This is a genomic window from Mycolicibacterium stellerae (genome assembly GCF_003719305.1).
Classification (GTDB): Bacteria; Actinomycetota; Actinomycetes; order Mycobacteriales; family Mycobacteriaceae; genus Mycobacterium; species Mycobacterium stellerae.
On record NZ_RARC01000044.1, the window covers coordinates 19,674 to 41,407 of the forward strand.

Genomic DNA, 21,734 nt, shown 5'->3' on the forward strand with positions numbered 1-21,734 from the left:
TTCGAAACACGTGGTTACCTCGTTGCCTCGTTGAACCTGCCGGGCCCAAAGCGCCAGGTCCCGGGTATCCCGGCTGGCAGTTCAATGTGCGCAGCGATCGGAATCCAGCTCGACTCTAGATGAACATATAAAGGATTGCACCAAGTTCAGACGGTAGGAGTATTCCGTTTCCCGGCCGGGCGGCCCACAGTTGCGGCTGGTGAGACCTCCAGCGACGGGAGCCGAGATGGCCGAATCGACCGACACCACCACCATTGGCGAGCCGGCCCCCGAGCGGCTGCAGCGTGGGTTCAGTTTCCGCTCGGCGCTGTCACTGGCCTTCGCCGATGTGTCGCCGATCGCCGCGGTGTACGCGATCTTCACGCTCGGCCTGTTCGCCGCGGGACCGAAGTTCTTCTGGGCGTTCCCGATCGTGCTCATCGGTCAGTTGATGGTCGCGGCCGTATTCGGCGAACTGGCATCCCGCTGGCCCTATGCGGGAAGCGTCTACCAGTGGTCGCGGCATGTGCAGGGCACCACGTGGGGATGGGTCGCCGCCTGGGCGTACATGTGGGGCCTGACGCTCGCACTCGGCACCTTGTCGTACGCGGCGGGGGGCTTCCTGCTCAACATCTTCGGTGTCGCCGAGCCCAACCGCTGGCAGATCGCATCCGTCGCGATCGCGATCGTTCTGGCCGGAACCATCGTCAATATGGTGGGCCGAAAAGTATTGAAGATCATGGTCGCCATCAGCATCACGTGCGAGGTCGTCGGCTCGCTCGGCCTGGGTCTGGTGCTGTTGCTGTTCTATCGCGAGAACCCGTTCTCGGTGTTGTTCTCGAGCGCAGGCATCCCTGATGCCGCATCGTGGACGTCAGGTCCGATGCTGCTGGCCATCGCCTACGTGGGCTGGTCGTTCCTCGGGTTCGAGGCTGCCGGGTCGGTGGCCGAGGAGGTGGACGAACCCGAACGCAATGTGCCCAAGGCGATCATCCTTGCGCTGTTGCTCGTCGGCTTGGTGGTGATGTTCTCCGCTGCGGCACTTATCCTTTCGATTCCCGACTTACCCGGCGTGGTCGCCTCGCAGTCCGGCGACGTGGTCGCCGACACCCTCACAACGCATCTAGGCGTCGGCGTGACCAAGCCGCTGCTCGCGATGTTCGTGATCGGCTTCGTGTCGAGTTTTCTCGCCGTGCAGGCGGCGGTGTCGCGGTGCATCTGGGGGGCAGCGCGCGACCGCAGCCTACCCGGCTCGAAGGTACTCGGCGGACTCGCGGGATCCGAACGGCTGCCGGTGAACGCCATCGCGTTGACGGCGGTCGTCGCGATCGTGTTCATTTTGCTTGCAGGCACGCAGTTCTACAGCGTCCTGGTGAACTTCAACATCATCGGCTTCTACATCGCGTTCGGTGTGCCCGTGATCGGCGCCGCCCTTGCCCGGCTGACGGGCAAATGGAAACCGGGTCCGTTCAACCTCGGCCGGTGGGGCGCCCCGATCACCTACATCGCATCGTTGTGGATCATCTTCGAGACCGTCAACGTCGCGTGGCCCCGCACCCAGCCCGACCAGCCCTGGTTCATCAACTGGGCAAGCGTGCTGACGACCGCGGCGCTTGCGGTGGTCGGCGGGCTGATCTACCTGTCCGTGCGCCGTGGCATCCAGGCGCCGATCGCTGAACGTTTCGCCGACACGCCGCCCGCACAGTGACGCGCGTCGCCGTCGTCAGCGGATCGTCCTCCGGCATCGGCGCGGCAATCGCCGCGGCGCTCGAGCGCGACGGCTATCGCGTTGCGGGACTTGACCTCAACGACACCGCACCGTACACCGTCGATGTCGCCGATCCGACCGACGTCGCAACGACGATGCGCAGGGTAGCCACCGATCTCGGTCCTGTCGACGCCGTGGTCAGTGCGGCGGGACACTACGAGACGGTGCCGATCGCCGACATCACGCACGGCCAACTCCACCGCATGCTGCGGGTGCACCTCGGCGGCCTCCGCAACATCACTCGCGCCGCACTGCCGTCGATGACCGAGCGCGGCAGTGGATCCATCGTCGCCATCACCTCCGAACTCGCCGTGGGTGGCGGCGACGGGGAGGCGCACTATGCGGCGGCGAAGGGCGCCATCATCGGGCTGGTGCGCTCACTTGCCGCCGAGTTCGCCGCGCACGGCGTCAGGGTGAACGCCGTCGCCCCCGGCCCGACCGACACGCCGTTACTGGCCCCCGATTCACCCTGGCGCGCACCGGAATACCTGGCGACGCTGCCCGCTCGCAGGCTGGCCCGCCCCGGGGAGGTCGCCGAAGTGGTGCGCTATCTCGTCGGCGACGATGCCGGATTCTGCACCGGTGAGGTGCTGTCGCCGAACAGTGGCGCGGTGATCTGAGATGCGAATCGCCTTGGTCACCGGCGCGACGCAGGGAATCGGCGCGGCCATCGCCTACCGGCTGGCCGCGGAGGGGGTGAACGTCGGCGTCAACGGACGCGTGCGCGACGACCGGATGGACACGATCGTCGCTGAAACTGGCGGATTCCCTGCGGCAGGGGATGTTTCAGATCCCTCGGCCGTCGTGGCCATGGTCAGCGAGATCGAACGTGCCCGCGGGCCGGTGGACATCCTGGTGTGCAACGCGGCATACATGACGATGGGGTCGTTTTGTGACCACCCCGACGACGACTGGTGGAAAGTCGTCGACACCAACTTATCGGGCACCGTCTACCTGGTTCAGGCCGTCCTACCTGGCATGCGGCGGCGAGGCGGTGGCAACATCGTCATCATCGCGTCCGAGTGGGGCGTGATCGGCTGGCCCAATGCGGGCGCCTATGCGGCGTCCAAGGCCGGCCTGATCGCGCTGACGAAGTCGCTCGGTCGCGAACTTGCGCCGGAGAACATCACCGTCAACGCCATCGCGCCGGGAATCATCGACACGCCACAGCTCGAGGTCGACGCCGACGACGCAGGAATCACGCTCGCCGAGATGCACGGCAAGTACGCGCGCGCGATACCGGTCGGCCACATCGGAAAGCCGGACGATATCGCCGCCGCCGTCTCGCTATTGGCCCGCGACGACATGGGTGCATTCGTCGGCCAAACCATCCAGATCAACGGAGGAACGACGCGGTGCCGGACATGAATGAGCGAAACCAACCGGTCCAGCCGGTGGACGGGACCGTCGTGCCGCGATACGCGGGTTTCTCCACGTTCGCGCGGCTGCCCCGCATCACCGACGTCGCGACATATGACGTCGCCGTCGTCGGGATTCCGTTCGACACCGGTGTCAGCTACCGACCGGGTGCGCGGTTCGGGCCCGCCCATGTTCGGCAATGCTCACGGGTGCTGCGGCCGTACCATCCTCAGATGCAGGTCTCGCCGTTCGCCACCCAACAGGTGGTCGATGCGGGCGACATCGCGTGCACGCCATACGACATCGCCAAGGCGTGCGATCAGATCGAGGAGCAGGCAGCCGCACTGATCGCCGACGGTGCACGCCTCATCACGATCGGCGGCGACCACACCATCGCCTACCCGCTGCTGCGGGCACACAATCGCCGCTACGGACCGGTGGCTCTGGTGCACTTCGATGCGCACCTGGACACCTGGGACACCTACTTCGACGCGCCGCTGACCCACGGCACACCGTTCCGAAGGGCCGCCGAAGAGGGCCTCTTCGTATCGGGACACAGCGCGCACGTCGGCATCCGTGGGTCGCTCTACTCACCCGACGACCTCTCGTCGGATGCGGAACTCGGGTTCACCATCGTTTCTTGCCGTGAATTCCAAACCCGTACCGTCGCAGATGTGGTCGCGCAGCTGCGGGAGGCCATCGGCGATCATCCGCTCTACGTTTCGATCGACATCGACGTGCTCGATCCGGCGCATGCCCCCGGTACGGGAACACCCGAGATCGGCGGCCTCACCAGCCGAGAACTCCTCGAGATAGTCCGCGGATTCGAAGGGCTCAACCTTGTCGGGGCCGACATCGTCGAGGTGGCGCCCGCCTATGACCACGCGGAGTTGACCGGCATCGCCGCGGCCTATCTCGCATACGAATTCCTCGCGCTGCTGGCCAAGGCCGGGTGCCGCCAGTGACCGTCGCACCTATCGCGTGGCCGGGCGGTGCCAGGTGCGCGGCGTCCTTCTCGTTCGACGTGGATGCGGAGTCGGCGATGCTTGGTGTGGACCCGTCACACGCCGACCGGATGTCGGCGATCAGCCATCAGGCTTACGGCCCGCTCACCGGGGTGCCCCGGCTGCTGAAAATCCTTGCCAGGCATGACATCACGTCCACATTCTTCGTTCCCGGTTATACCGCGGTGCGCTACCCGGACGTCGTTCGCTCGATCGCCGAGCACGGCCACGAGATCGCCCACCACGGCTACTTGCACGAACCGATGCGCGGCAAGACCGAACAGCAGGAAGCCGACATCCTCGACCGTGGGCTGGACGCGCTCGAGTCGGTGACCGGCACACGTCCGATCGGGTATCGCGCGCCGATGTGGGAGCTCAATTGGCATTCCCCGAAGCTGCTGCGCGCCAGGGGATTCCTCTACGACAGCAGCCTGATGGACACCGACCACCCGTACGAGCTGGCGGTTGCCGATGGCGGACCGTTGGTTGAAATCCCGATCCAATGGGCGCTCGACGACTGGGAGCAGTACTGCTATCTGCCGGAGTTCAGCGGCTCAGGCCTGATCGAAAGCCCTGTCAAGGCAATCGAGATGTGGCGACTGGAGTTCGACGCGATGCGCGCCGAGGGTGCGGCCTACGTGCTGACCAACCATCCCTTCCTGTCCGGGCGGCCGTCGAGGGCGCAGGCGCTGGACTCGCTCATCGAGTACGTGCGCTCCCACGACGATGTATGGGTCACCAGCCTGGCGGCCATCGCGAAGCACGTACGCAGTCTTGGGTTGACCCCACGCTCCGTTGAGCGGCCCAACCCCGCAGACTTCTAGGACGCATCGAGGTCGGGCGCCCACGCCACACCGTTGATGTGGCTGCCGCCGTCGACGAACAACGTGTTGCCGGTCAGGTAGCGCGACGCGTCGCAGGCGAGGAACACGGCGACGGGCGCGATGTCGTCGTACGGGTCGCCCATCCGGCCCATGGGATTGGCCGCATCGGCCATCGCCTCAAGTTCGGGGTAGTCGCCGATCGCCCGAAAGAACGCCTGGCTCTTGGCGGCCGGGCACAGCGCGTTGACGGTGACGCCGGTCGGCGCCCACTCCCGTGCGGCGGTCCTGGTGAGTGCCCGCAGCGCCTCCTTGGCCGCGTTGTACTCCAGCGATCCGATGTGGGCGTTGACGCCGTTGAGGCTGCACATGTTGACGACGCGACCCCAGCCGCGGTCTTTCATATGCGGGAATGCGGCCCGCATCGCCCAGAACGGGCCGTAGTACCCGACTGCTATGCCTGCCGCCACCTGGTCGTCGGTTTTCTTCTCCACCCGCCCGATGCCGCCGCCGCCCCATGCGTTGTTGACGAGGACGTCGATCGCGCCGTATTCGGAAACTGCTGTGGCGACCGCGTTCTCGACCTGCTGGCGATCGGACACATCGGTGCGCACGAACAGCCCGCCGACCTGATGTGCGACGGCCCGGCCTGCGGCATCGTCGAGCTCAGCAACCACGACGCGGGCGCCCTCGTCGGCGAAACGTCGCGCGATGCCCTCGCCGATCCCGGCGCCCGCACCGGTGACCAGCGCCACCTTGCCGGTCAGTGCCCCGCTCATTGATTCTTTCCGATCACGCCTGAGGACAACAGCTCTCGCGGCTCGGCGCTGCCGTCGAGCGCACGGGTTTTCCGCTCCACGATCTGCCATCGTCCGTCGAGCCGTCGCAACGTGAAGTGGTTGGCGCCCGCCCGCGCCGCGATGTACCCGTCGTCGCGGCGCAGCAGGAGCACCGACTCGCAAATCGCGATGGCGTCGTCGCCATCGATGGTGACCACCGCGGGACCGAGGAAATGGCAACAGCCACGGCGGATCAGGCCCTGATGGGCATCGGATGCCACCATGGCGGCCACGTCGTCGCGGCTGCGCATATGCCAGCCCTCGACGTCGTAGGAACCATCCACGGCCCACAGCCCGGCGGCCGCATCGGCTTCACCGGCATCGACGAGGGGCCCGTAGGCGGCGATCATCCGTTCGATCGCCCGCTCGTCTTCGATGTGGCGCAACCGCTTTTCGAGTTCGGCCAGTGAGCTCACGGTTAGTTACCGCCTAACAGTTTCTGCATGAAGCGATGGGTGCCGAGCACCACCTTCGCACGGTCGAAATCATTGCGGCGCGCGACGTCGTCGCCGTTTCCTCCTGCGATGTACACAGGCCCGTTCGGCAGCTGTTCGAGGCCTTCGCGGGCGACCTCGACGGGTTCGGCGACCCGCATTCCCGGTACGTCGAAGTTCAGGCCGACGCGTTCCATCGCGGGCGTGCGCGTGACGCCGAGAACCAACTCGAGCACGTGCACGTTGTAGTCCCGCAGTTCGAGCCAGAGGCCCTCGGCGAAGATCCGCCCGAACGCCTTCACGCCGCCGTAGACGGTGTGGCGCACCGACCCGAGGTAGCCCGCCATGGACCCGACCAGCAGGATGCCGCCGCGGCGGCGATCGCGCATTGGGCGCCCGTAGTGCTGCACCAGCCGCATCGCGGCACCGATGTTGAGGTCGATGACGCGTTGGAAGTCGGCCAGGTCGCCGTCGAGGAATTGCTCGCTGCAGGTGTTGGCGCCCGCGTTGTAGATCAGCAGCCCGACCTCGAGGTCTGCCGTCGCGTCGAAGAGTCCGTCGATGGCCGACGAGTCGACGAGATCGACCGCGAGGGTGCGAACTTCCACGCCATGCGCGCGGCATTGCTCGGCGGTGTCCTCGAGCGGCCCGGATTTGCGGGCCAACAGAACCAGATTCAGACCGGCGGCGGCGAGCAGCCGAGCGAACTCGGCCCCGACGCCCTCCGAACCGCCCGCGATGACCACCCACGGCCCGTAGTTCTGCAGATCAGTCACCGCTCGATCGTGCCCTGCCGGACCAGATATGCACGCCCACGCGGTGAAATTCGGTAGCCGACATCGAGGCTGATGGTCAGGCCGAGTCCCTTGAGCTGGCGCACCCGGCGCTTGAACTTCGGTGTTTCCAGCCCGATGTGCGCGGCGAGGTCAGGAGCGCGGACGGCCTCGTTGGTGGCGATGAGCTCCAGATATTCGTGGGTCCACGCCGACCCGTCGCCTGCCGTGTCCCATCGCTTGAGGCGCGCGCTGATGGCGTCGACATCGGAGTCGCCGAGTTGGTCGTCGGCGGCGAGGTCGGGGCGTTCGTCGGGGGCGAGGTAGGACACCTCGATCGCGTAGGTATGCCGCGCCGGCCTACGGTCCAGGTCGGCCTGGGCGGACTTGGTGTCGGGATAGCCCGCGGCACGCGCCTGCGCGGCGGTCACGCGATGGCGGCCCGGGTATTGAGTGACCGCATCGATGCGGATGGTGCCCGCCGATGTCCGTTGTGTGCCACCCGCCTTGGCGCGGGGCGCGTCCCACCGGCGCAACACAAGCGTGATGTTTCCGTTCGCGATTCCCTCGGCCGTGTCGCGGTTCAGCAGCACAGGTGTGACCCTACGATCACCCGGTGGCTGACCGCTATGGCTCGGATGTCCTCGCCGACAATCCGCACAAGAAACCCCGATCCGCCGAGTGCCAGGTGGAGATCGGCATGGTCGTGGAGGACGCGCAGACCGGTTATGTGGGCGCGGTGGTCCGGATCGAGTACGGCCGAATGGAACTCGAGGACAGGAGGGGACGGCGTAAACCGTTTCCCGTCGGACCGGGTTACCTGATCGACGGCAAGCCGGTCATCCTGACTGCGCCCCGACGGGCCGCTCCCACCGCAGGCAGGCGTACCGCGTCCGGGTCGGTCGCAGTGTCGGGCGTGAAGGCCAAGGTCGCTCTGTCCAGCCGGATCTACGTGGAGGGCCGTCACGACGCCGAACTGGTCGAGCAGGTGTGGGGTGATGATCTGCGGGTCGAGGGTGTGGTCGTCGAATACCTCGGCGGGGTCGATGATCTGGCTGCCATCGTCGAGGAATTCGCTCCGGGGCCTGGCCGCAGGCTTGGCGTGCTGGTCGACCATCTGGTCGCCGGGTCCAAGGAGGCCCGCATCGCAGACGCGGTGCGGCGGGGTCCCGGCGGCGCGCACACGCTCGTCGTCGGCCATCCGTTCATCGACATCTGGCAGGCGGTCAAGCCGGCCAGGCTCGGCATCCCGGCGTGGCCGTCGATTCCGCGCGGTGTGGACTGGAAGCACGGCGTGTGCGATGCGCTCGGTTGGCCGCACGCCAAGCAGGCGGACATCGCACAGGCGTGGCAGCGGATCCGTGGCCGGGTGCGAGACTGGAACGACCTCGAACCGGCACTCATCGGCCGGGTCGAGGAACTGATCGACTTCGTGACGGCTCTGCATACATGACGGCTCGGCCGTCGGCGAAGTCGTAGCGCCGTGGTAGAGAGAGAGCGTGTCCGACGGTCTATTCGACGTCCCCGGCGAGCCGACCTCGACCGGAGGCGCAGCGGGCCCCATTGGCGCCTCGAGCCCGCTGGCAGTGCGGATGCGGCCTGCGTCCCTCGACGAGGTCGTCGGGCAGGATCACCTCCTTGCGCCGAACTCGCCGATGCGCCGCCTTGTCGAGGGGTCTGGCGCGGCTTCTGTCATCCTCTACGGTCCACCGGGCACGGGTAAGACGACGCTGGCGTCGCTGATCTCACAGGCCACCGGTCGCCGGTTCGAGGCGCTGTCCGCGCTGTCGGCAGGGGTCAAGGAGGTCCGGTCCGTCATCGACGTGGCTCGCAGGGCCGCCGCATACGGCGAACAGACGGTGCTGTTCATCGACGAGGTGCACCGGTTCTCCAAGACCCAGCAGGACGCGCTGCTGTCCGCCGTCGAGAACCGGGTGGTGCTGCTGGTGGCCGCCACGACGGAGAACCCGTCGTTCTCGGTCGTCGCGCCGCTGCTTTCCCGATCGTTGATCCTGCAGTTGCAGCCGCTGACCGCCGACGACGTCCGTGCCGTCGTCACGCGCGCGATCGAAGACCCTCGCGGGTTGGCCGGCAAGGTCACGGTGACCGCCGAGGCGGAGGAACTGCTGGTGCAACTCTCCGCGGGAGACGCGAGGCGCGCGCTGACAGCGTTGGAGGTGGCGTCCGAGGCCGGCCCAACGGTCACGGTCGAGACGATCGAGCAGTCGCTGGACAAGGCCGCGGTCCGCTACGACCGCGACGGTGACCAGCACTACGACGTCATCAGCGCGTTCATCAAATCCGTTCGCGGTTCGGACGTCGACGCCGCCCTGCACTACCTGGCCCGCATGCTTGTTGCGGGGGAGGACCCTCGGTTCGTCGCGCGCAGGCTGATGATTCTGGCCAGCGAGGACATCGGGATGGCAGATCCAACCGCGCTGCAGACCGCCGTCGCCGCCGCGCAGACGGTGACGCTGATCGGCATGCCGGAGGCGCAACTCACGCTTGCCCACGCCACCGTCCACCTCGCGACCGCGCCGAAGTCCAATGCCGTGACGACGGCGCTCGGCGCGGCGATGGCCGACGTCAGAGCGGGCAAGGCGGGCCTCGTTCCGCCCGCACTGCGCGACGGGCATTACTCGGGCGCCGAGGGACTCGGCAACGCGGTCGGTTACAAGTATGCCCATGACGACCCCGACGGTGTTGTGCCGCAACAATATCCGCCCGACGAGCTGGTAGGTGTGGACTACTACAAGCCGACCAACCACGGCGCCGAACGGGAGATCTCGGGCAGGTTGGACAAGCTGCGCGCAATTATTCGCAGGACCGGCCGACGCTCTTGAGGCGCGAGCCGCTGCTTCATATTCGCATCCGTGCCGGGGGGCGGGCAGTATCGTCGCGCACGTGCGCGAAGTCTGGGTGGTCGTCATTGTGTCCGGTGTTCTGGCGGCGATCGCTGTCACGGTGACAATGTGGAAAATTCACGGAGGACCGAGCGAAGTCGTCGCGACCGCGCTCGCGGCCGTCGTGTTCGTGGTCGCGGCTCTCGCCGTGGTCATCGCGGGCGTTGAGTCGTCGCGCAAGCTGTAGTTCACCGCCGGCCCTCGCTTTTCCGCCCCAGATTGATCCTTGACGCCTCGACGATCGCGTCGTACCGTTGTAATCAACCAACTTGTTGATCAAACACAAGGTTGACTATTGGAGAGTGATGGAGATGCAGACGCGCGGATGGATCGCGCCTTCATGGCGCTCGCCGACCCGTTCCGTCGGGCCATTGTCGCGCGACTGTCGCGCGGACCCGCGACGGTCAACGAACTCGCCGCACCGTTCGAAATCACCAAACAGGCGGTGTCCAAGCACATTCAGGTGCTCGAGCAGGCGGGGCTGGTCACCAGGACCCGCGATGCGCAGCGCAGGCCGGTCCATCTCGACGCGGCCGCCCTGGAGAAGCTGACCGCGTGGATCGACCGATATCGGCTTGACGCCGAACGCAATTACCGCCGGCTGGACGCACTGCTGGCCGGCATGACCGACACCACAAAGAGAGGGAAGAAGCGATGACGAACGCACTCAACCTGGCGGCCCCTGTCGACACCTTGGCGATGGAGTTCACCCGCGAATTCGACGCACCGGTGCAGGCGTTGTTCCGCGCACATGCCGAGCCGGATCTGGTCAAGCAGTGGCTGGGCCCGCACGGCCTGGAGATGGTGATCGAGGAGTGGAACTTCACCGGCCACGGCGGCTACCGCTATGTGCACTCCAACGAGCACGGCGACTTCCGGTTCAACGGCACGTTTCACACCGTCCGCGAGAACGAACTCATCATCCAGACGTTCGAATTCGACGGCGCCCCGGACATGGTGAACATCGAGTTCATGTGGTTCGAGGACCTCGGCGACGGCCGCAGCCGGCTACGCGGCCGGTCGATCTGCCCGAACACCGAGGCCCGCGACGCCCTGCTGTCCTCGGGCATGGAGGGCGGCATGACCGAAGGCTACGAAAAGCTCGACGTGCTGCTGGAGTCGCTCTGAGGGCAGAACCCGTGGCGTCAGTGCGTCGGCGGCGTCAAGCCGTACCGCGCCACGATGTCGGCCATCCACTGCGGCGATCCGTAGGTCAGGCCGTACTTGGTCGCCAGATCGATGAACTCGGGTGTTTCGTGCAGCGTCGAACCGGTGCCCGACGCCAGCAGTTCACCCAGTTCGCGGAAGTAGTTCTCGAAGCCCCCCGGTGTGATGACTTCGACGATGCGCCCGGGCTCGCTACCCGCATTCCACATGGCGTGCATCTGGCCGCGCGGCTTGGTGATGTAACCGCCTGGGCCGAGCACGACTTCGTCGTCGTCGGATCGGAATCCGATTTCTCCGGCAAGCACGAGGGAATGCTCGTCCTCATAGGTGTGTCGATGTGCCGCGGTGATCAATCCGACCGCGAAGGGATGTTCGACGATCGCGACCAGCCCGCCGGTGGTTTGGCTGGTGAGTTTGAACGCGGCTCCGAAGCCGGGAATCGCCACGCTCTCGCCCTCGCTCGGCTGCACCACCGTCAAGACTGCGTCCTTCGAGAAGGTCATCTTTTGATGCAACATCGAAATCGGCGGAATGCCAAGCCTCGAAGTGGTTCTCGCCGGATATCGGTCCGAACATGAGCGAACCCGGCGGCCAGGGGGCGCCGCCGGGCTCGCTGAGTGGTGGCTAGCGGAACAGGCTCGAACGCCTGCGTCCGCCGACGACGCCGCCACGCCTGCGGCCCATCATCGACGAGACAAGGGCCACGCCCAGTGCTGCGACGATGACCTGCACCAGCAGCTCCAGCCAGTCGATGCCGTTGGTCACGGTCGGAATGCCGAGCGCGCGGGCGATTGCCGTGCCGAGGAAGGCTCCGACAATGCCGATCACGATGGTGACGAGCATGCCGATCGACTGCTTGCCGGGTACAAGCAGGCGGCCGAGTACACCGACCACGATGCCGATCAGAATTGCGGTGATAACGCCGGTAATGGTCATTTCTCCTCCAAGGAGCCGTAGTGGGGTGGAGATGAAATACCCTCGCCACGACGAAATAAACGCCCTCGTCAATCAATCGGAAGCGGGGTGGCGATCACGCCATCTCGGGTAGCCGCAGCTGGGCGAGTGAAAGATCGAACTCGCCGACGTCCAGGATGTCCGCACCAAGCTCGCGGGTTCGCGCATTGCGGAGCTCTCTCGCGTTCTCCTCATTGCGGGCCATCGCCTCGCGGCTGTCGAACGTTGCCGACGACACACCTCGGCCGGTTTCACGGTTCACCATGAAGCTGGCACTGCAGAAGCCATCGAGGTTCTCAAGTGAGGGCAGGACATCGGTTCGATAGAAGTCGATGGACCGGTCGATCTGATCGCGCGGCATCTTGATCCACGTTGTCCGGACGCATGCGCCGTCACCCGAGCGGTGTTCGCGGTGCATTGCTCCGATCTCCCACTGGTCGACCGTGGCTTTGCCGCCGAACCTCACACTCGCCTGGTCGCGGAGCGGGCTCGTGCGCTCTGTGCTTACGCGCATCGCGTCTTCTGTTTCCCACGCGCTGGTGGCAATACACCGACCGGACTCCCTGTCGACCAATAGAGACAGCCCGACATAGCCGTCCATTGCTTTCAGCGCCGGCATGACCTCGTCGCGGACGTATGCGATCCCTTCATCGATGGACGAGGGTTGCGCCTGGATAGTGGTAGAGCGTGCGTACACGGTCCACCCCCTCTATCTCAGGGGCGGCGCCCCGGTGGCGCCACCCACCATCGATTAGGATCCTCCCACCGAGCGACGCCTTCAAGGTCCGTAGCCTGGAGTTATGGATTCCGACGTAATCGAAATCGACTCGTCGCGGCAGCGGATCGTCGATCTCACCGAGCAGGTCCGTGAGTTCTGCGCCGCCCACCGCGACGGCCTCTGCAACGTCTTCGTGCCGCATGCGACGGCAGGCGTCGCGATCATCGAGACCGGCGCCGGTTCAGACGACGACCTCGTCGACACGCTGGAAACCCTGCTTCCGCGCGACGATCGATACCAGCATTCGCACGGCTCGCCGGGCCACGGAGCCGACCATGTCCTGCCTGCTCTCGTCGCGCCGTCGGTGACGGTGCCGGTGCAGGATGGACAACCTCTGCTGGGAACATGGCAGAGTGTCGTCCTCGTTGACTTGAACAGGGACAATCCGCGCCGCTCGGTGCGCTTGAGCTTCATAAACGGCTAGTTAAGGCGCGACAAACCAGCCCGGTACTGTGGTGCGGTCGGGTTGACCGGAAGACGCCGAGAACAAAGAGGACGACAGGGTGCAGACACACGAGATCAGGAAGCGATTCCTCGATCACTTCGTGAACGCGGGCCATACCGAGGTGCCCAGCGCTTCTGTGATCCTCGACGACCCCAACCTGCTGTTCGTCAACGCGGGCATGGTTCAGTTCGTGCCCTACTTCCTGGGTCAGCGCACCGCCCCGTGGAATCGCGCGACCAGCATCCAGAAATGCATCCGCACACCCGACATCGACGAGGTGGGCATCACCACTCGGCACAACACGTTCTTCCAGATGGCGGGCAACTTCTCGTTCGGCGACTACTTCAAGAAGGGCGCCATCGAGCTGGCCTGGTCGCTGTTGACTAATCCCGTCGATCAGGGCGGATATGGTTTCGACCCCGAAAGGCTCTGGGCGACAGTCTATCTCGATGACGACGAGGCCGCCGATTTGTGGCGGGAGGTCACCGGCATACCCGCAGAGCGGATCCAGCGTCGCGGTATGGCCGACAACTACTGGTCGATGGGCATCCCCGGTCCGTGCGGCCCGTCATCGGAGATCTACTACGACCGCGGCCCGGAGTACGGCGCTGAGGGCGGCCCAGAAGCCAACGAGGACCGCTACATCGAGATCTGGAATCTCGTGTTCATGCAGAACGAGCGCGGCGAGGGCACGTCGAAGGACAACTTCGAGATCCTCGGGCCGCTGCCGCGCAAGAACATCGACACCGGCATGGGCATTGAACGCGTTGCCTGCCTGCTGCAGGGCGTCGACAACGTCTACGAGACGGATCTGCTTCGCCCGGTGATCGACCTCGTCGCGGGCATCGCCCCCCGCGGGTACGGCAGGGGCAGCCACGGAGACGATGTTCGCTACCGGATCATCGCCGACCACAGCCGCACCGCGGCGATCATCATCGCCGACGGCATCAGCCCCGGCAACGACGGCCGTGGCTATGTGCTGCGCCGCCTGCTGCGCCGGGTCATCCGGTCTGCGAAGCTGCTGGGGATCGACCAGCCGATCATCGGCGACATCATGGCCACCGTGCGTGATGCGATGGGGCCGTCATATCCGGAGCTGGTCAGCGATTTCGACCGAATCCAGCGGATCGCGGTGGCAGAAGAGACGGCGTTCAACCGCACGCTGGCGTCGGGCTCTCGGCTGTTCGACGACGCAGCCACCACGACGAAGCGGTCCGGCAAATCCGAGATCTCAGGGACCGACGCGTTCACCCTGCACGACACCTACGGCTTCCCGTTCGAACTGACCCTCGAGATGGCCGCCGAAGCCGACCTCAGCGTCGACGAAGAGGGCTTCCGGAGCCTGATGGCCGAGCAGCGGAAGCGCGCGAAGGCCGATGCGGCCGCCCGCAAGCAGGCTCACACCGATCTGTCGGCGTACCGCGAACTGGTCGACACTGGCCCGACCGAGTTCACCGGCTTTGACGAATTATCAACCGAGGCAAGAATTCTCGGTATTTTTGTGGATGGCAAGCGGGTGCCTGTCGTGGCCCACGACGGTCAGCAGGCCCAGCGCGTCGAGCTGATCCTTGACCGCACCCCGTTCTACGCCGAGTCCGGCGGCCAGATCGCCGACGAAGGCAGCATCACCGGAACCGCCGCGTCGGCGACGGCGAAGGCGGCCGTCAGCGATGTGCAGAAGATCGCCAAAACGCTGTGGGCGCACCGGATCAACGTGGAGTCCGGAGAGTTCGTCGAGGGCGATACGGTCGTGGCGGCCGTCGACCCGCGCTGGCGCCATGGCGCAACGCAGGGGCACTCAGGCACACACATGGTGCACGCCGCGCTGCGACAGGTATTGGGCCCCAACGCCGTTCAGGCAGGTTCACTCAACCGTCCCGGATATCTGCGGTTCGACTTCAATTGGCAGGGCCCGTTGAATGAGGATCAGCGAACCCAGATCGAAGAGGTCACCAACGAGGCCGTCGAGGCCGATTACGAGGTGCACAGCTTCACCACCGACCTCGAGAAGGCCAAGTCGATGGGCGCGATGGCGCTGTTCGGCGAGGCCTATCCCGAGGAGGTGCGGGTGGTCGAGATCGGCGGCCCGTTCTCACTTGAACTGTGCGGCGGCACGCACGTTCGCAATTCGGCGCAGATCGGCCCGGTCACCATTCTCGGCGAGTCGTCCATCGGATCTGGTGTGCGGCGGGTCGAGGCGTACGTCGGGCTTGACTCATTCCGCCACCTCACCAAGGAACGCGCCCTGATGGCGGGGCTTGCGTCGTCGCTGAAGGTTCCTTCCGACCAGGTTCCTGCGCGGGTGGCCCAGCTGGTCGACCGTTTGAAGACCGCGGAGAAGGAACTCGACCGGATGCGGCTGGCCAATGCGCGGGCTGCCGCAGTGAACGCCGCAGCGGGCGCCGAGCAGGTCGGTAAGGTCCGTGTCGTGGCGCAGCGGATGGCTGGTGGAACATCGGCCTCGGATCTGCGTAGCCTCGTCGGCGATATCCGCGGCAAGATCGGTTCCGAACCAGCTGTCATCGCGTTGATCGCAGAGGGGGACGACGACAGCGTCCCGTTCGTGGTCGCGGTCAACCCCGCCGCCCAGGATCTCGGATTGAAGGCGAACGATCTGGTCAAGGGGCTGGGCGCGGCGGTGAACGGCCGCGGCGGCGGCAAGGCCGACATGGCGCAGGGCTCCGGCAAGGGGGCCGCAGGCATCGACGCGGCGCTGGCCGCCCTACGCGCGGAGATAGGCCGGAGCTAGCCACGTGGGCAACCCTGAACACCGTCTGCCGGATCGGCCCGGAGGCGACGACCCCGGTCGCGGACGACGGTTGGGCGTCGACGTGGGCAGCGTTCGAATCGGTGTCGCGGTAAGCGATCCCGACGGCATCCTCGCCACGCCGGTGGAGACCGTCCGCCGCGACAGGACGGACCGCCACCTGCGACGGCTCACCAAACTCGTCGACGAGTTGGACGTTGTTGAGGTGGTCGTCGGGTTGCCGCGTACGCTCGCCGACCGGACCGGTCCGTCCGCAGAGGACGCCATCGGCCTCGCCGAGGATCTGGCGCGCCGCGTCGCGCCGACCCCGGTGCGGATGGCTGACGAGCGGTTGACCACTGTCACGGCGCAACGCTCGCTGCGTGAAGCCGGTGTTCGGGCAAGGGGACAGAAGGCGATGATCGACCAGGCCGCGGCCGTCGGAATCCTGCAGAGCTGGCTGGATCAGCGGCGCACCTCGATCAACGAGGTCGGCAATGCCTGACGCGTGGGATCGCGGACGCCCACAGCCGGTGGCGGTCGGGCCGCCGCGGCGTCGCCTCAGCCGTGCGGACCGGATACGCGAGGCTCGTCGCCGCCGAAGGCGCCGCGCGGTGCGTGCCGTTACCCTCTGCGTCTTCATCGTGATCGTTATCGGCGCCGTCTTCCTCGGTTCGCGGCTGTGGCACACCGTGTTCGGCGGGGGCTCCGACTACTCGGGTGAGGGCAAGTCGGACGTCGTCATCCAGGTCCACGACGGCGACTCCACCACGGCTATCGGCAAGACGCTCGAAGACCGCGAGGTGGTCGCGACGTCAAAGGCATTCGTCAGCGCCGCCGAAGGAAACGCCGCCATCCAGGCCATCCAGCCCGGCTTCTACAAGATGCGCACCGAGATACCGGCGGCGGATGCCGTTGCGCGGCTTGCCGATGCGCAGAACCGGGTGGGCAAGCTCGTCATCCCCGAAGGCCGCCAGCTCGACGACATCCAGGATGTCAAGACCAACGATGTCACCGATGGCATCTTCCAGTTGATCTCGAACGCCACCTGTGTGGATCTCGACGGCGACCGCCACTGTGTGTCCGTCGATGACCTTCGCGACGCGGCAGGCAGCGCATCTCTTGCGGAGTTGTCCGTGCCCGACTGGGCGACCAAGCCGGTGGAGGCCATGGGTGATGACCATCGCAGGCTCGAAGGTCTGATCGCCCCCGGCTCATGGAATGTCGACCCCTCCGCCTCACCGAAGGACATCCTGTCCGCCCTCATCGGTGCCAGCGCCTACCAGTACGCGCAGGGCGGGCTGTTGGACACCGCCAAGTCATTGAGCATGTCGCCGTACCAGATCCTGACGGTGGCGTCGCTGGTGCAGCGGGAATCCAAACCCCAGGACTTCAACAAGGTGGCTCGGGTCATCTACAACCGCTTGGTCGCACCGGATCACCGCAGGCTGGAGTTCGACTCAACGGTGAACTATTCACTGGATCGCCAGGAGGTCGCCACCACCGACGCCGACCGTGGGAAGGCGACCCCGTGGAACACCTATGTGCGCGACGGACTTCCAGCCACCCCGATTTGCTCGCCGGGTTCCGACGCGCTCGCCGCCGCTGAACATCCAGCCGACGGGGACTGGCTGTACTTCGTCACCATCGACATGCAGGGCACGACGCTCTTCACCCGGGATTACCCACAGCACCTGGCGAACATCGAGCTCGCGAAGCGCAACGGTGTCCTCGACAGCGCCCGCTAACCCACGCAAGGCGGGCGTCCTCGGCTCGCCGATTGCTCACTCGCGTTCACCGCAGCTGCATCTGGCGGCCTACCGCGCGCTGGGGCTGGACAGCTGGACCTACGACCGCATCGAGTGCACGGCAGACGAATTGCCGTCCGTGGTACGAGAGTTCGGTCCCGAGTGGGTTGGCGTTTCGGTGACGATGCCGAACAAGTTCGCCGCGCTGAGGTTCGCCGACGAGCGCACCACGCGAGCGGAGTTGGTTGGCGCGGCCAACACCCTGGTGCGGACGTCCACGGGATGGCGCGCCGACAACACAGACATCGACGGGGTGACCGGTGCGTTGGGTGAGGCATCGGGTCACGCGATCGTCGTTGGATCGGGCGGAACTGCACCGGCGGTGGTGTTAGGGCTGGTCGAACTCGGCGTGAAGCGCATCACGGTAGTGGCGCGTGACCGTGAAAAGGTCGCCGCGGTGGTCGATCTCGCGGCCAGGGTGGGCGTCGATGCCAACTGGTGTGACATCAACGGCGCCGATGTGGCGCAGGTGGTCGCGTCTGCGGATGCAGTGGTGAACACCGTCCCGGCGGAAGCAGCTGCACGGTACGCCGCGGTGCTGTCGTCGACACCGGTACTGCTCGACGCGATTTACGACCCGTGGCCGACGCCGCTCGCTGCGGCGGTCGAGGCGGAAGGCGGCCGAGTGATCAGCGGCCTGCAGATGCTGCTCCACCAGGCCTACGCCCAGGTCGAGCAGTTCACCGGTCTACCCGCGCCGAAAGAGGCGATGAGAGCGGCGCTTCCGGAGGATTAGCCTCGTTACATGGGGGTGGGGGTGGCCGCCGTATGCGTGTCGGCGTGGCTTGTCGTGCTGTCCGTGTACGACGTCCGTGATCGGCGGTTGCCCAATTGGTTGACGATGCCGGGCGCGCTGGTCATTCTCGCGGTCGCCGCGGCGGCGGGCCGCGGCGTTCCGGCACTGTGGGGTGCGATCGGGCTTGCCGGCTTGTATCTCGTCGTCCACCTGATATCGCCTGCTTCGATGGGTGCCGGTGATGTGAAGCTCGCGCTGGGCGTGGGTGGACTGACGGGTGCGTTCGGATTCGACGTGTGGGCGCTGGCCGCGGTCACTGCTCCACTGCTGACCGCGATATGGGCATCTGCGGCCGTCATCCGTCGCTCCGGTTCGGCTGTTCCCCATGGTCCGTCGATGTGCCTGGCCACCGTGGCGGCCGCGGCGCTGGTCATACTTTAGAACGGCTCAGTCGTCGATGTGCGTTGGCGGGTCGGCGAAGGCGAGATCCGCCGGGTGCAGGTCAGGACCCATCAAGTCGCAGCGCTTTTCTGGCACCAGGTAGGAACTGAAGCCGCTAGGAATCAGGCGGGCAACTGCCACGCAACGTTGCCAGGTGCCGTCAGGCTGGACGGCGCCATCGCACTTGCTGATGACGGGTCCTCCGTACCAGCAGCCGGCGTTGGCCGGCGGCGCCGAGGTGATCAGCCCTGCGGCCATCAGCAGGGTCGCCGATGCTCCGACGATGTTGCGCTTCATGGTTGTCTCCCGTCACAACGCCGCTGACGTTACCGCTTGTGTACCCGGTTTTTGCGGCCTTGCACGACACCGAAATTCAGCGCTTGGGCATCATCGGCTCAACGTGTCTCAGCTCATCTGCGACCCGTGGACGGGGCGAGGCGGGCCATCCCTCGCAGGATCCAAGGCGTGCGCCTGGCCATCGCGGCCACGGCGCGGTCCGAACGGTGCATCACGGTCTGGGGGCCGGGGGTCGGCGCTGACACCAGTTCGGCCTCGGCCGAACCCGGCCGAGGGCCGTGGCGATCGACCGCCAAAAGTTGCCAGGTGCCGGGCACGCCGCGCAGTTCGACGCTGCCGCGGTCCTCGAAGCCCGTGCCCGATCCGACCACCAGGTCACGCACGGTGCGGGAAACGAGGATTTCCCCGGCGCCGGCCTGGCCGACTATCCGCGCCGCGATGTGCACGGCAATCCCGCCGATGCGGCTGCCCAGCAGTTCGCACTCGCCGGTGTGAATGCCGGCGCGGAGATCGATACCCAACGACTCGGCGTCAGTACGCAAGGCCTCGGCGCAGCGGATGGCCTGCGTCGGGCCGTCGAATGTGATGAGGTGGCCGTCGCCGGTGCTCTCCACCACCGTCCCGCCGAATCGTTGCGTGACGTCGGCGGTGATTTCACCAAGGCGATGCAGCACCGCACGCCACCGCTCGTCGCCCGTCGTCGCCGCGTGTTCCGTGGAGGCGACCATGTCTGTGAACAACACGGTGCGCAGGGCGCGACGTGACTGCGACGGCGCCCCCTGGCTGCCGGTGAGGAACTCCTCGACCTCGGTCAAGATCCGGTCGGGATCGGCGAGCCATGGCGCGTGGTCCCTGCCCTCGACTTCAAGCAGCCGCGCACCAGGGATGTGGTCGGCGAGGTAGCGGCCGCACTGCACAGGAACGACTTCGTCGTGGGCATGGATGAGCAGGGTGGGCGTGCTCATCGTCGGCAGGATCGGCCGCACGTCTATCCGGAACATGGCTTCGAATGACACCCGCGCCATCCCGGGGCTGGCGCTCATGCGCTCCACCATTGCAAGCAGGCGTATCGACCGCACCGACGGCAGCAGAGCCTTCGCCGCCTCGCCGCTGCCCCACGCCGAGACGGCGGCGCGGCACCAAGCCTGCCAGCGGGCGATCTGCTTCACCGAAGGCGTGTAGTCCTCACCCAGATCGCGCAGGAGGCGCGCCCGCACCTCGGTCGGATCGCGGTCCAGGTCATCCCAGCCGTTGGCGAAGGAGTACGCGGAGGTGCCGGTGAGAATCAACGCCCGCGTTCGCTCCGGTCGTGTTGCCGCGAACACGATGGCGGCCGGGCCGCCCTCGCTCGCACCGAAAACGACCGCTCTTTGGAAGCCGGCGGCGTCCATTACAGCCTCGATCTCGGCCGCTCGATCGTCCAGCGTGCGAACTTTCGGCACCGGGTCCGACAGCCCCGCCCCTGCCTTGTCGAACAGAAGGACGCGACAGAACGTGGAGAGCCGCTCGAAGAAGGCCACGAATTCGGGCATGGTCCAGTACAGCTCGACGTGGCTGGCGAACGATCCGGCGACGACGAGCTCTATTGGCCCGTCCCCGAAAACCTGATACGCCAGGCTGAGGTCGCCGCAGGATGCATACGACGTCTCCGGCACAGCATCGAGCGTAATTGACGCTGTGACGAGCGGTACGGTATCGGCTGCATGAGGACCGCGCCGGTCCGGAATGTTCTCAGTAGACGGTGGCTGCGATTGCGCGAAGGGCACTTCAGCTCGCAACAACTCCCGAAGGTTTACGAAGACGCGTCATGCGTTGAACAGATAGTTGCGCGTCGCCTGGCGCACGACGCGTGACGGCGCTCGCGACGCCAATGCCATCGCTGCCCCCGTGTCGTTCGATGCATGCACCCGGGAGAAAACCTTGCAATCGACGTTCCTAGCGTCTGTTTGAAAACAACAAGGTGAAAATAACCATCAACCAGGTGGGAACCGGAGTGAAGTATGTGGTCACCCTTGATGTGGGCAGCCTCGTGCCGCTCAAAACCGCTACCTGCGAAGGGCCATGTCGGGTCACCAACCTCTTCGGCGACATCGTGCTGAACGACAGTCCTCCTAGAACGGGTACTCCTACAACGGACCAGCCGAACAACTTTGAACAACTCGTCGATTTGATACGGGACGCCTTGGGGCGCGACCACGACTTTGGCCGCGGATCCGGCATCGAGTGGCTAGCGAAGGTTTTTGGGATCGTGTAGGTGTCGGATAACTGTCATCCGCAACGATGTGCTGGTGTCCATATCAGAACGGTGGTGGTTTGTTGCGTTCGGCGACGTGGGCGTCGTTGAGTTTGCGTTCTGCGGCTTTGGCTTTGGCGGTGGTGTGGGCGCGGGTGTGTCGGCGTTTGGGCATCATCGCCCCGCGGCCTTGGGCCGGTTCGACCTCTGGTGGTTGGCCGGTCCAGAGGGTGGCGGTGGGCGCGCACA

Annotated in this window: 26 protein-coding genes and 1 pseudogene; 17 read left to right on the top strand and 10 right to left on the bottom strand. The window is 66.0% G+C overall.

Annotated elements, in window-relative coordinates:
- Nucleotides 1–226: 226 nt before the first annotated feature.
- The 5 genes from D6M19_RS31800 to D6M19_RS31820 are packed head-to-tail and all read left to right on the top strand — an operon-like array spanning nucleotide 227 to nucleotide 4,934.
- Nucleotides 227–1,687, top strand: coding sequence for an APC family permease (locus D6M19_RS31800; RefSeq protein WP_123029288.1), 1,461 nt, complete (start codon nucleotides 227–229; stop codon nucleotides 1,685–1,687).
- Nucleotides 1,684–2,367 carry an SDR family NAD(P)-dependent oxidoreductase gene (locus D6M19_RS31805; protein WP_123029289.1) on the top strand — a complete coding sequence of 228 codons (684 nt, stop codon included), beginning with the start codon at nucleotides 1,684–1,686 and terminating at the stop codon, nucleotides 2,365–2,367. The genes D6M19_RS31800 and D6M19_RS31805 overlap by 4 nt, the downstream gene beginning before the upstream one ends.
- 1 nt (nucleotide 2,368) lies before the next feature.
- Entirely contained in the window at nucleotides 2,369–3,115 is a 747-nt protein-coding gene (locus tag D6M19_RS31810; RefSeq protein ID WP_123029290.1) for an SDR family NAD(P)-dependent oxidoreductase, read from the top strand.
- Nucleotides 3,112–4,071 (top strand): agmatinase, encoded by a 960-nt coding sequence (gene speB, locus D6M19_RS31815; RefSeq protein WP_123029309.1) that lies wholly within the window; start codon nucleotides 3,112–3,114, stop codon nucleotides 4,069–4,071. Before D6M19_RS31810 ends, speB begins: the two co-directional genes overlap by 4 nt.
- The gene (locus tag D6M19_RS31820) at nucleotides 4,068–4,934 is read left to right on the top strand and encodes a polysaccharide deacetylase family protein (protein WP_123029310.1); all 867 of its coding nucleotides are present in this window, start codon (nucleotides 4,068–4,070) and stop codon (nucleotides 4,932–4,934) included. The genes speB and D6M19_RS31820 overlap by 4 nt, the downstream gene beginning before the upstream one ends.
- On the opposite strand, the gene D6M19_RS31825 is transcribed toward D6M19_RS31820, so the two are convergent.
- The 4 genes from D6M19_RS31825 to D6M19_RS31840 are packed head-to-tail and all read right to left on the bottom strand — an operon-like array spanning nucleotide 4,931 to nucleotide 7,570.
- A complete protein-coding gene (locus D6M19_RS31825; RefSeq protein WP_123029291.1) occupies nucleotides 4,931–5,710 on the bottom strand; it encodes an SDR family NAD(P)-dependent oxidoreductase in 780 nt (259 codons plus the stop codon). The two genes, D6M19_RS31820 and D6M19_RS31825, sit on opposite strands and share 4 nt — an antisense overlap.
- On the bottom strand, nucleotides 5,707–6,186 hold the full coding sequence (locus D6M19_RS31830; RefSeq protein ID WP_206428689.1) for a nuclear transport factor 2 family protein: 480 nt from the start codon (nucleotides 6,184–6,186) through the stop codon (nucleotides 5,707–5,709). Before D6M19_RS31830 ends, D6M19_RS31825 begins: the two co-directional genes overlap by 4 nt.
- A gap of 2 nt (nucleotides 6,187–6,188) precedes the next feature.
- Nucleotides 6,189–6,980, bottom strand: coding sequence for an SDR family NAD(P)-dependent oxidoreductase (locus D6M19_RS31835; protein ID WP_123029292.1), 792 nt, complete (start codon nucleotides 6,978–6,980; stop codon nucleotides 6,189–6,191).
- Nucleotides 6,977–7,570, bottom strand: coding sequence for a hypothetical protein (locus D6M19_RS31840; RefSeq protein ID WP_123029293.1), 594 nt, complete (start codon nucleotides 7,568–7,570; stop codon nucleotides 6,977–6,979). Before D6M19_RS31840 ends, D6M19_RS31835 begins: the two co-directional genes overlap by 4 nt.
- Before the next feature lie 23 nt (nucleotides 7,571–7,593).
- Between D6M19_RS31840 and D6M19_RS31845 the strand changes: the two genes are divergently transcribed.
- The 5 genes from D6M19_RS31845 to D6M19_RS31865 all read left to right on the top strand — a co-directional run bounded on the left by D6M19_RS31845 (nucleotide 7,594) and on the right by D6M19_RS31865 (nucleotide 11,008).
- Nucleotides 7,594–8,430, top strand: a complete 837-nt coding sequence (locus tag D6M19_RS31845) for a DUF3097 domain-containing protein (RefSeq protein WP_123029294.1) — start codon at nucleotides 7,594–7,596, stop codon at nucleotides 8,428–8,430.
- 46 nt (nucleotides 8,431–8,476) lie between these two features.
- A complete protein-coding gene (locus D6M19_RS31850; RefSeq protein WP_123029295.1) occupies nucleotides 8,477–9,820 on the top strand; it encodes a replication-associated recombination protein A in 1,344 nt (447 codons plus the stop codon).
- A 61-nt stretch (nucleotides 9,821–9,881) separates the two neighbouring features.
- Nucleotides 9,882–10,067 (top strand): hypothetical protein, encoded by a 186-nt coding sequence (locus D6M19_RS31855; protein ID WP_123029296.1) that lies wholly within the window; start codon nucleotides 9,882–9,884, stop codon nucleotides 10,065–10,067.
- 138 nt (nucleotides 10,068–10,205) lie between these two features.
- A complete protein-coding gene (locus D6M19_RS31860; protein ID WP_123029297.1) occupies nucleotides 10,206–10,538 on the top strand; it encodes an ArsR/SmtB family transcription factor in 333 nt (110 codons plus the stop codon).
- Nucleotides 10,535–11,008 (top strand): SRPBCC family protein, encoded by a 474-nt coding sequence (locus D6M19_RS31865; RefSeq protein ID WP_123029298.1) that lies wholly within the window; start codon nucleotides 10,535–10,537, stop codon nucleotides 11,006–11,008. Before D6M19_RS31860 ends, D6M19_RS31865 begins: the two co-directional genes overlap by 4 nt.
- Nucleotides 11,009–11,025: 17 nt before the next feature.
- Here the strand turns inward: D6M19_RS31865 and D6M19_RS31870 are convergent, their stop codons facing one another.
- The 3 genes from D6M19_RS31870 to D6M19_RS31880 all read right to left on the bottom strand — a co-directional run bounded on the left by D6M19_RS31870 (nucleotide 11,026) and on the right by D6M19_RS31880 (nucleotide 12,698).
- A complete protein-coding gene (locus D6M19_RS31870) occupies nucleotides 11,026–11,550 on the bottom strand; it encodes a cupin domain-containing protein (RefSeq protein WP_123029299.1) in 525 nt (174 codons plus the stop codon).
- 121 nt (nucleotides 11,551–11,671) lie between these two features.
- Nucleotides 11,672–11,983: a GlsB/YeaQ/YmgE family stress response membrane protein gene (locus D6M19_RS31875; RefSeq protein WP_123029300.1), complete on the bottom strand. Its 312-nt coding sequence runs from the start codon at nucleotides 11,981–11,983 to the stop codon at nucleotides 11,672–11,674.
- A 94-nt stretch (nucleotides 11,984–12,077) separates the two neighbouring features.
- A complete protein-coding gene (locus D6M19_RS31880; RefSeq protein ID WP_206428690.1) occupies nucleotides 12,078–12,698 on the bottom strand; it encodes a hypothetical protein in 621 nt (206 codons plus the stop codon).
- Nucleotides 12,699–12,801: 103 nt separating this feature from the next.
- On the opposite strand from D6M19_RS31880, the gene D6M19_RS31885 reads away from it, so the two are divergent.
- The 6 genes from D6M19_RS31885 (at nucleotide 12,802) to D6M19_RS31910 (ending at nucleotide 18,955) form a co-directional block, all read left to right on the top strand.
- Nucleotides 12,802–13,203, top strand: coding sequence for a secondary thiamine-phosphate synthase enzyme YjbQ (locus D6M19_RS31885; protein ID WP_123029301.1), 402 nt, complete (start codon nucleotides 12,802–12,804; stop codon nucleotides 13,201–13,203).
- Nucleotides 13,204–13,282: 79 nt separating this feature from the next.
- On the top strand, nucleotides 13,283–15,973 hold the full coding sequence (gene alaS / locus D6M19_RS31890) for an alanine--tRNA ligase (protein WP_123029302.1): 2,691 nt from the start codon (nucleotides 13,283–13,285) through the stop codon (nucleotides 15,971–15,973).
- Between the two features lie 4 nt (nucleotides 15,974–15,977).
- Nucleotides 15,978–16,475 carry a Holliday junction resolvase RuvX gene (gene ruvX, locus D6M19_RS31895; RefSeq protein ID WP_123029303.1) on the top strand — a complete coding sequence of 166 codons (498 nt, stop codon included), beginning with the start codon at nucleotides 15,978–15,980 and terminating at the stop codon, nucleotides 16,473–16,475.
- Nucleotides 16,468–17,718 (top strand): endolytic transglycosylase MltG, encoded by a 1,251-nt coding sequence (gene mltG, locus D6M19_RS35045; RefSeq protein WP_123029304.1) that lies wholly within the window; start codon nucleotides 16,468–16,470, stop codon nucleotides 17,716–17,718. Before ruvX ends, mltG begins: the two co-directional genes overlap by 8 nt.
- Nucleotides 17,696–18,514, top strand: coding sequence for a shikimate dehydrogenase (locus D6M19_RS31905; RefSeq protein ID WP_234835148.1), 819 nt, complete (start codon nucleotides 17,696–17,698; stop codon nucleotides 18,512–18,514). The genes mltG and D6M19_RS31905 overlap by 23 nt, the downstream gene beginning before the upstream one ends.
- Before the next feature lie 9 nt (nucleotides 18,515–18,523).
- Nucleotides 18,524–18,955 (top strand): prepilin peptidase, encoded by a 432-nt coding sequence (locus D6M19_RS31910; protein WP_123029305.1) that lies wholly within the window; start codon nucleotides 18,524–18,526, stop codon nucleotides 18,953–18,955.
- A gap of 6 nt (nucleotides 18,956–18,961) precedes the next feature.
- Here D6M19_RS31910 and D6M19_RS31915 read toward each other — a convergent pair whose 3' ends face one another.
- Both D6M19_RS31915 and D6M19_RS31920 read right to left on the bottom strand, forming a co-directional pair.
- A complete protein-coding gene (locus D6M19_RS31915) occupies nucleotides 18,962–19,252 on the bottom strand; it encodes a CDGP domain-containing protein (RefSeq protein WP_123029306.1) in 291 nt (96 codons plus the stop codon).
- Nucleotides 19,253–19,365: 113 nt separating this feature from the next.
- Nucleotides 19,366–20,907: an adenylate/guanylate cyclase domain-containing protein gene (locus D6M19_RS31920; protein ID WP_123029307.1), complete on the bottom strand. Its 1,542-nt coding sequence runs from the start codon at nucleotides 20,905–20,907 to the stop codon at nucleotides 19,366–19,368.
- 326 nt (nucleotides 20,908–21,233) lie between these two features.
- Between D6M19_RS31920 and D6M19_RS31925 the strand changes: the two genes are divergently transcribed.
- The gene (locus tag D6M19_RS31925; protein WP_164478794.1) at nucleotides 21,234–21,506 is read left to right on the top strand and encodes a hypothetical protein; all 273 of its coding nucleotides are present in this window, start codon (nucleotides 21,234–21,236) and stop codon (nucleotides 21,504–21,506) included.
- Nucleotides 21,507–21,549: 43 nt separating this feature from the next.
- On the opposite strand, the pseudogene D6M19_RS34460 reads toward D6M19_RS31925, so the two are convergent.
- Nucleotides 21,550–21,734: pseudogene (locus D6M19_RS34460) on the bottom strand (HNH endonuclease signature motif containing protein); the annotation flags it as partial.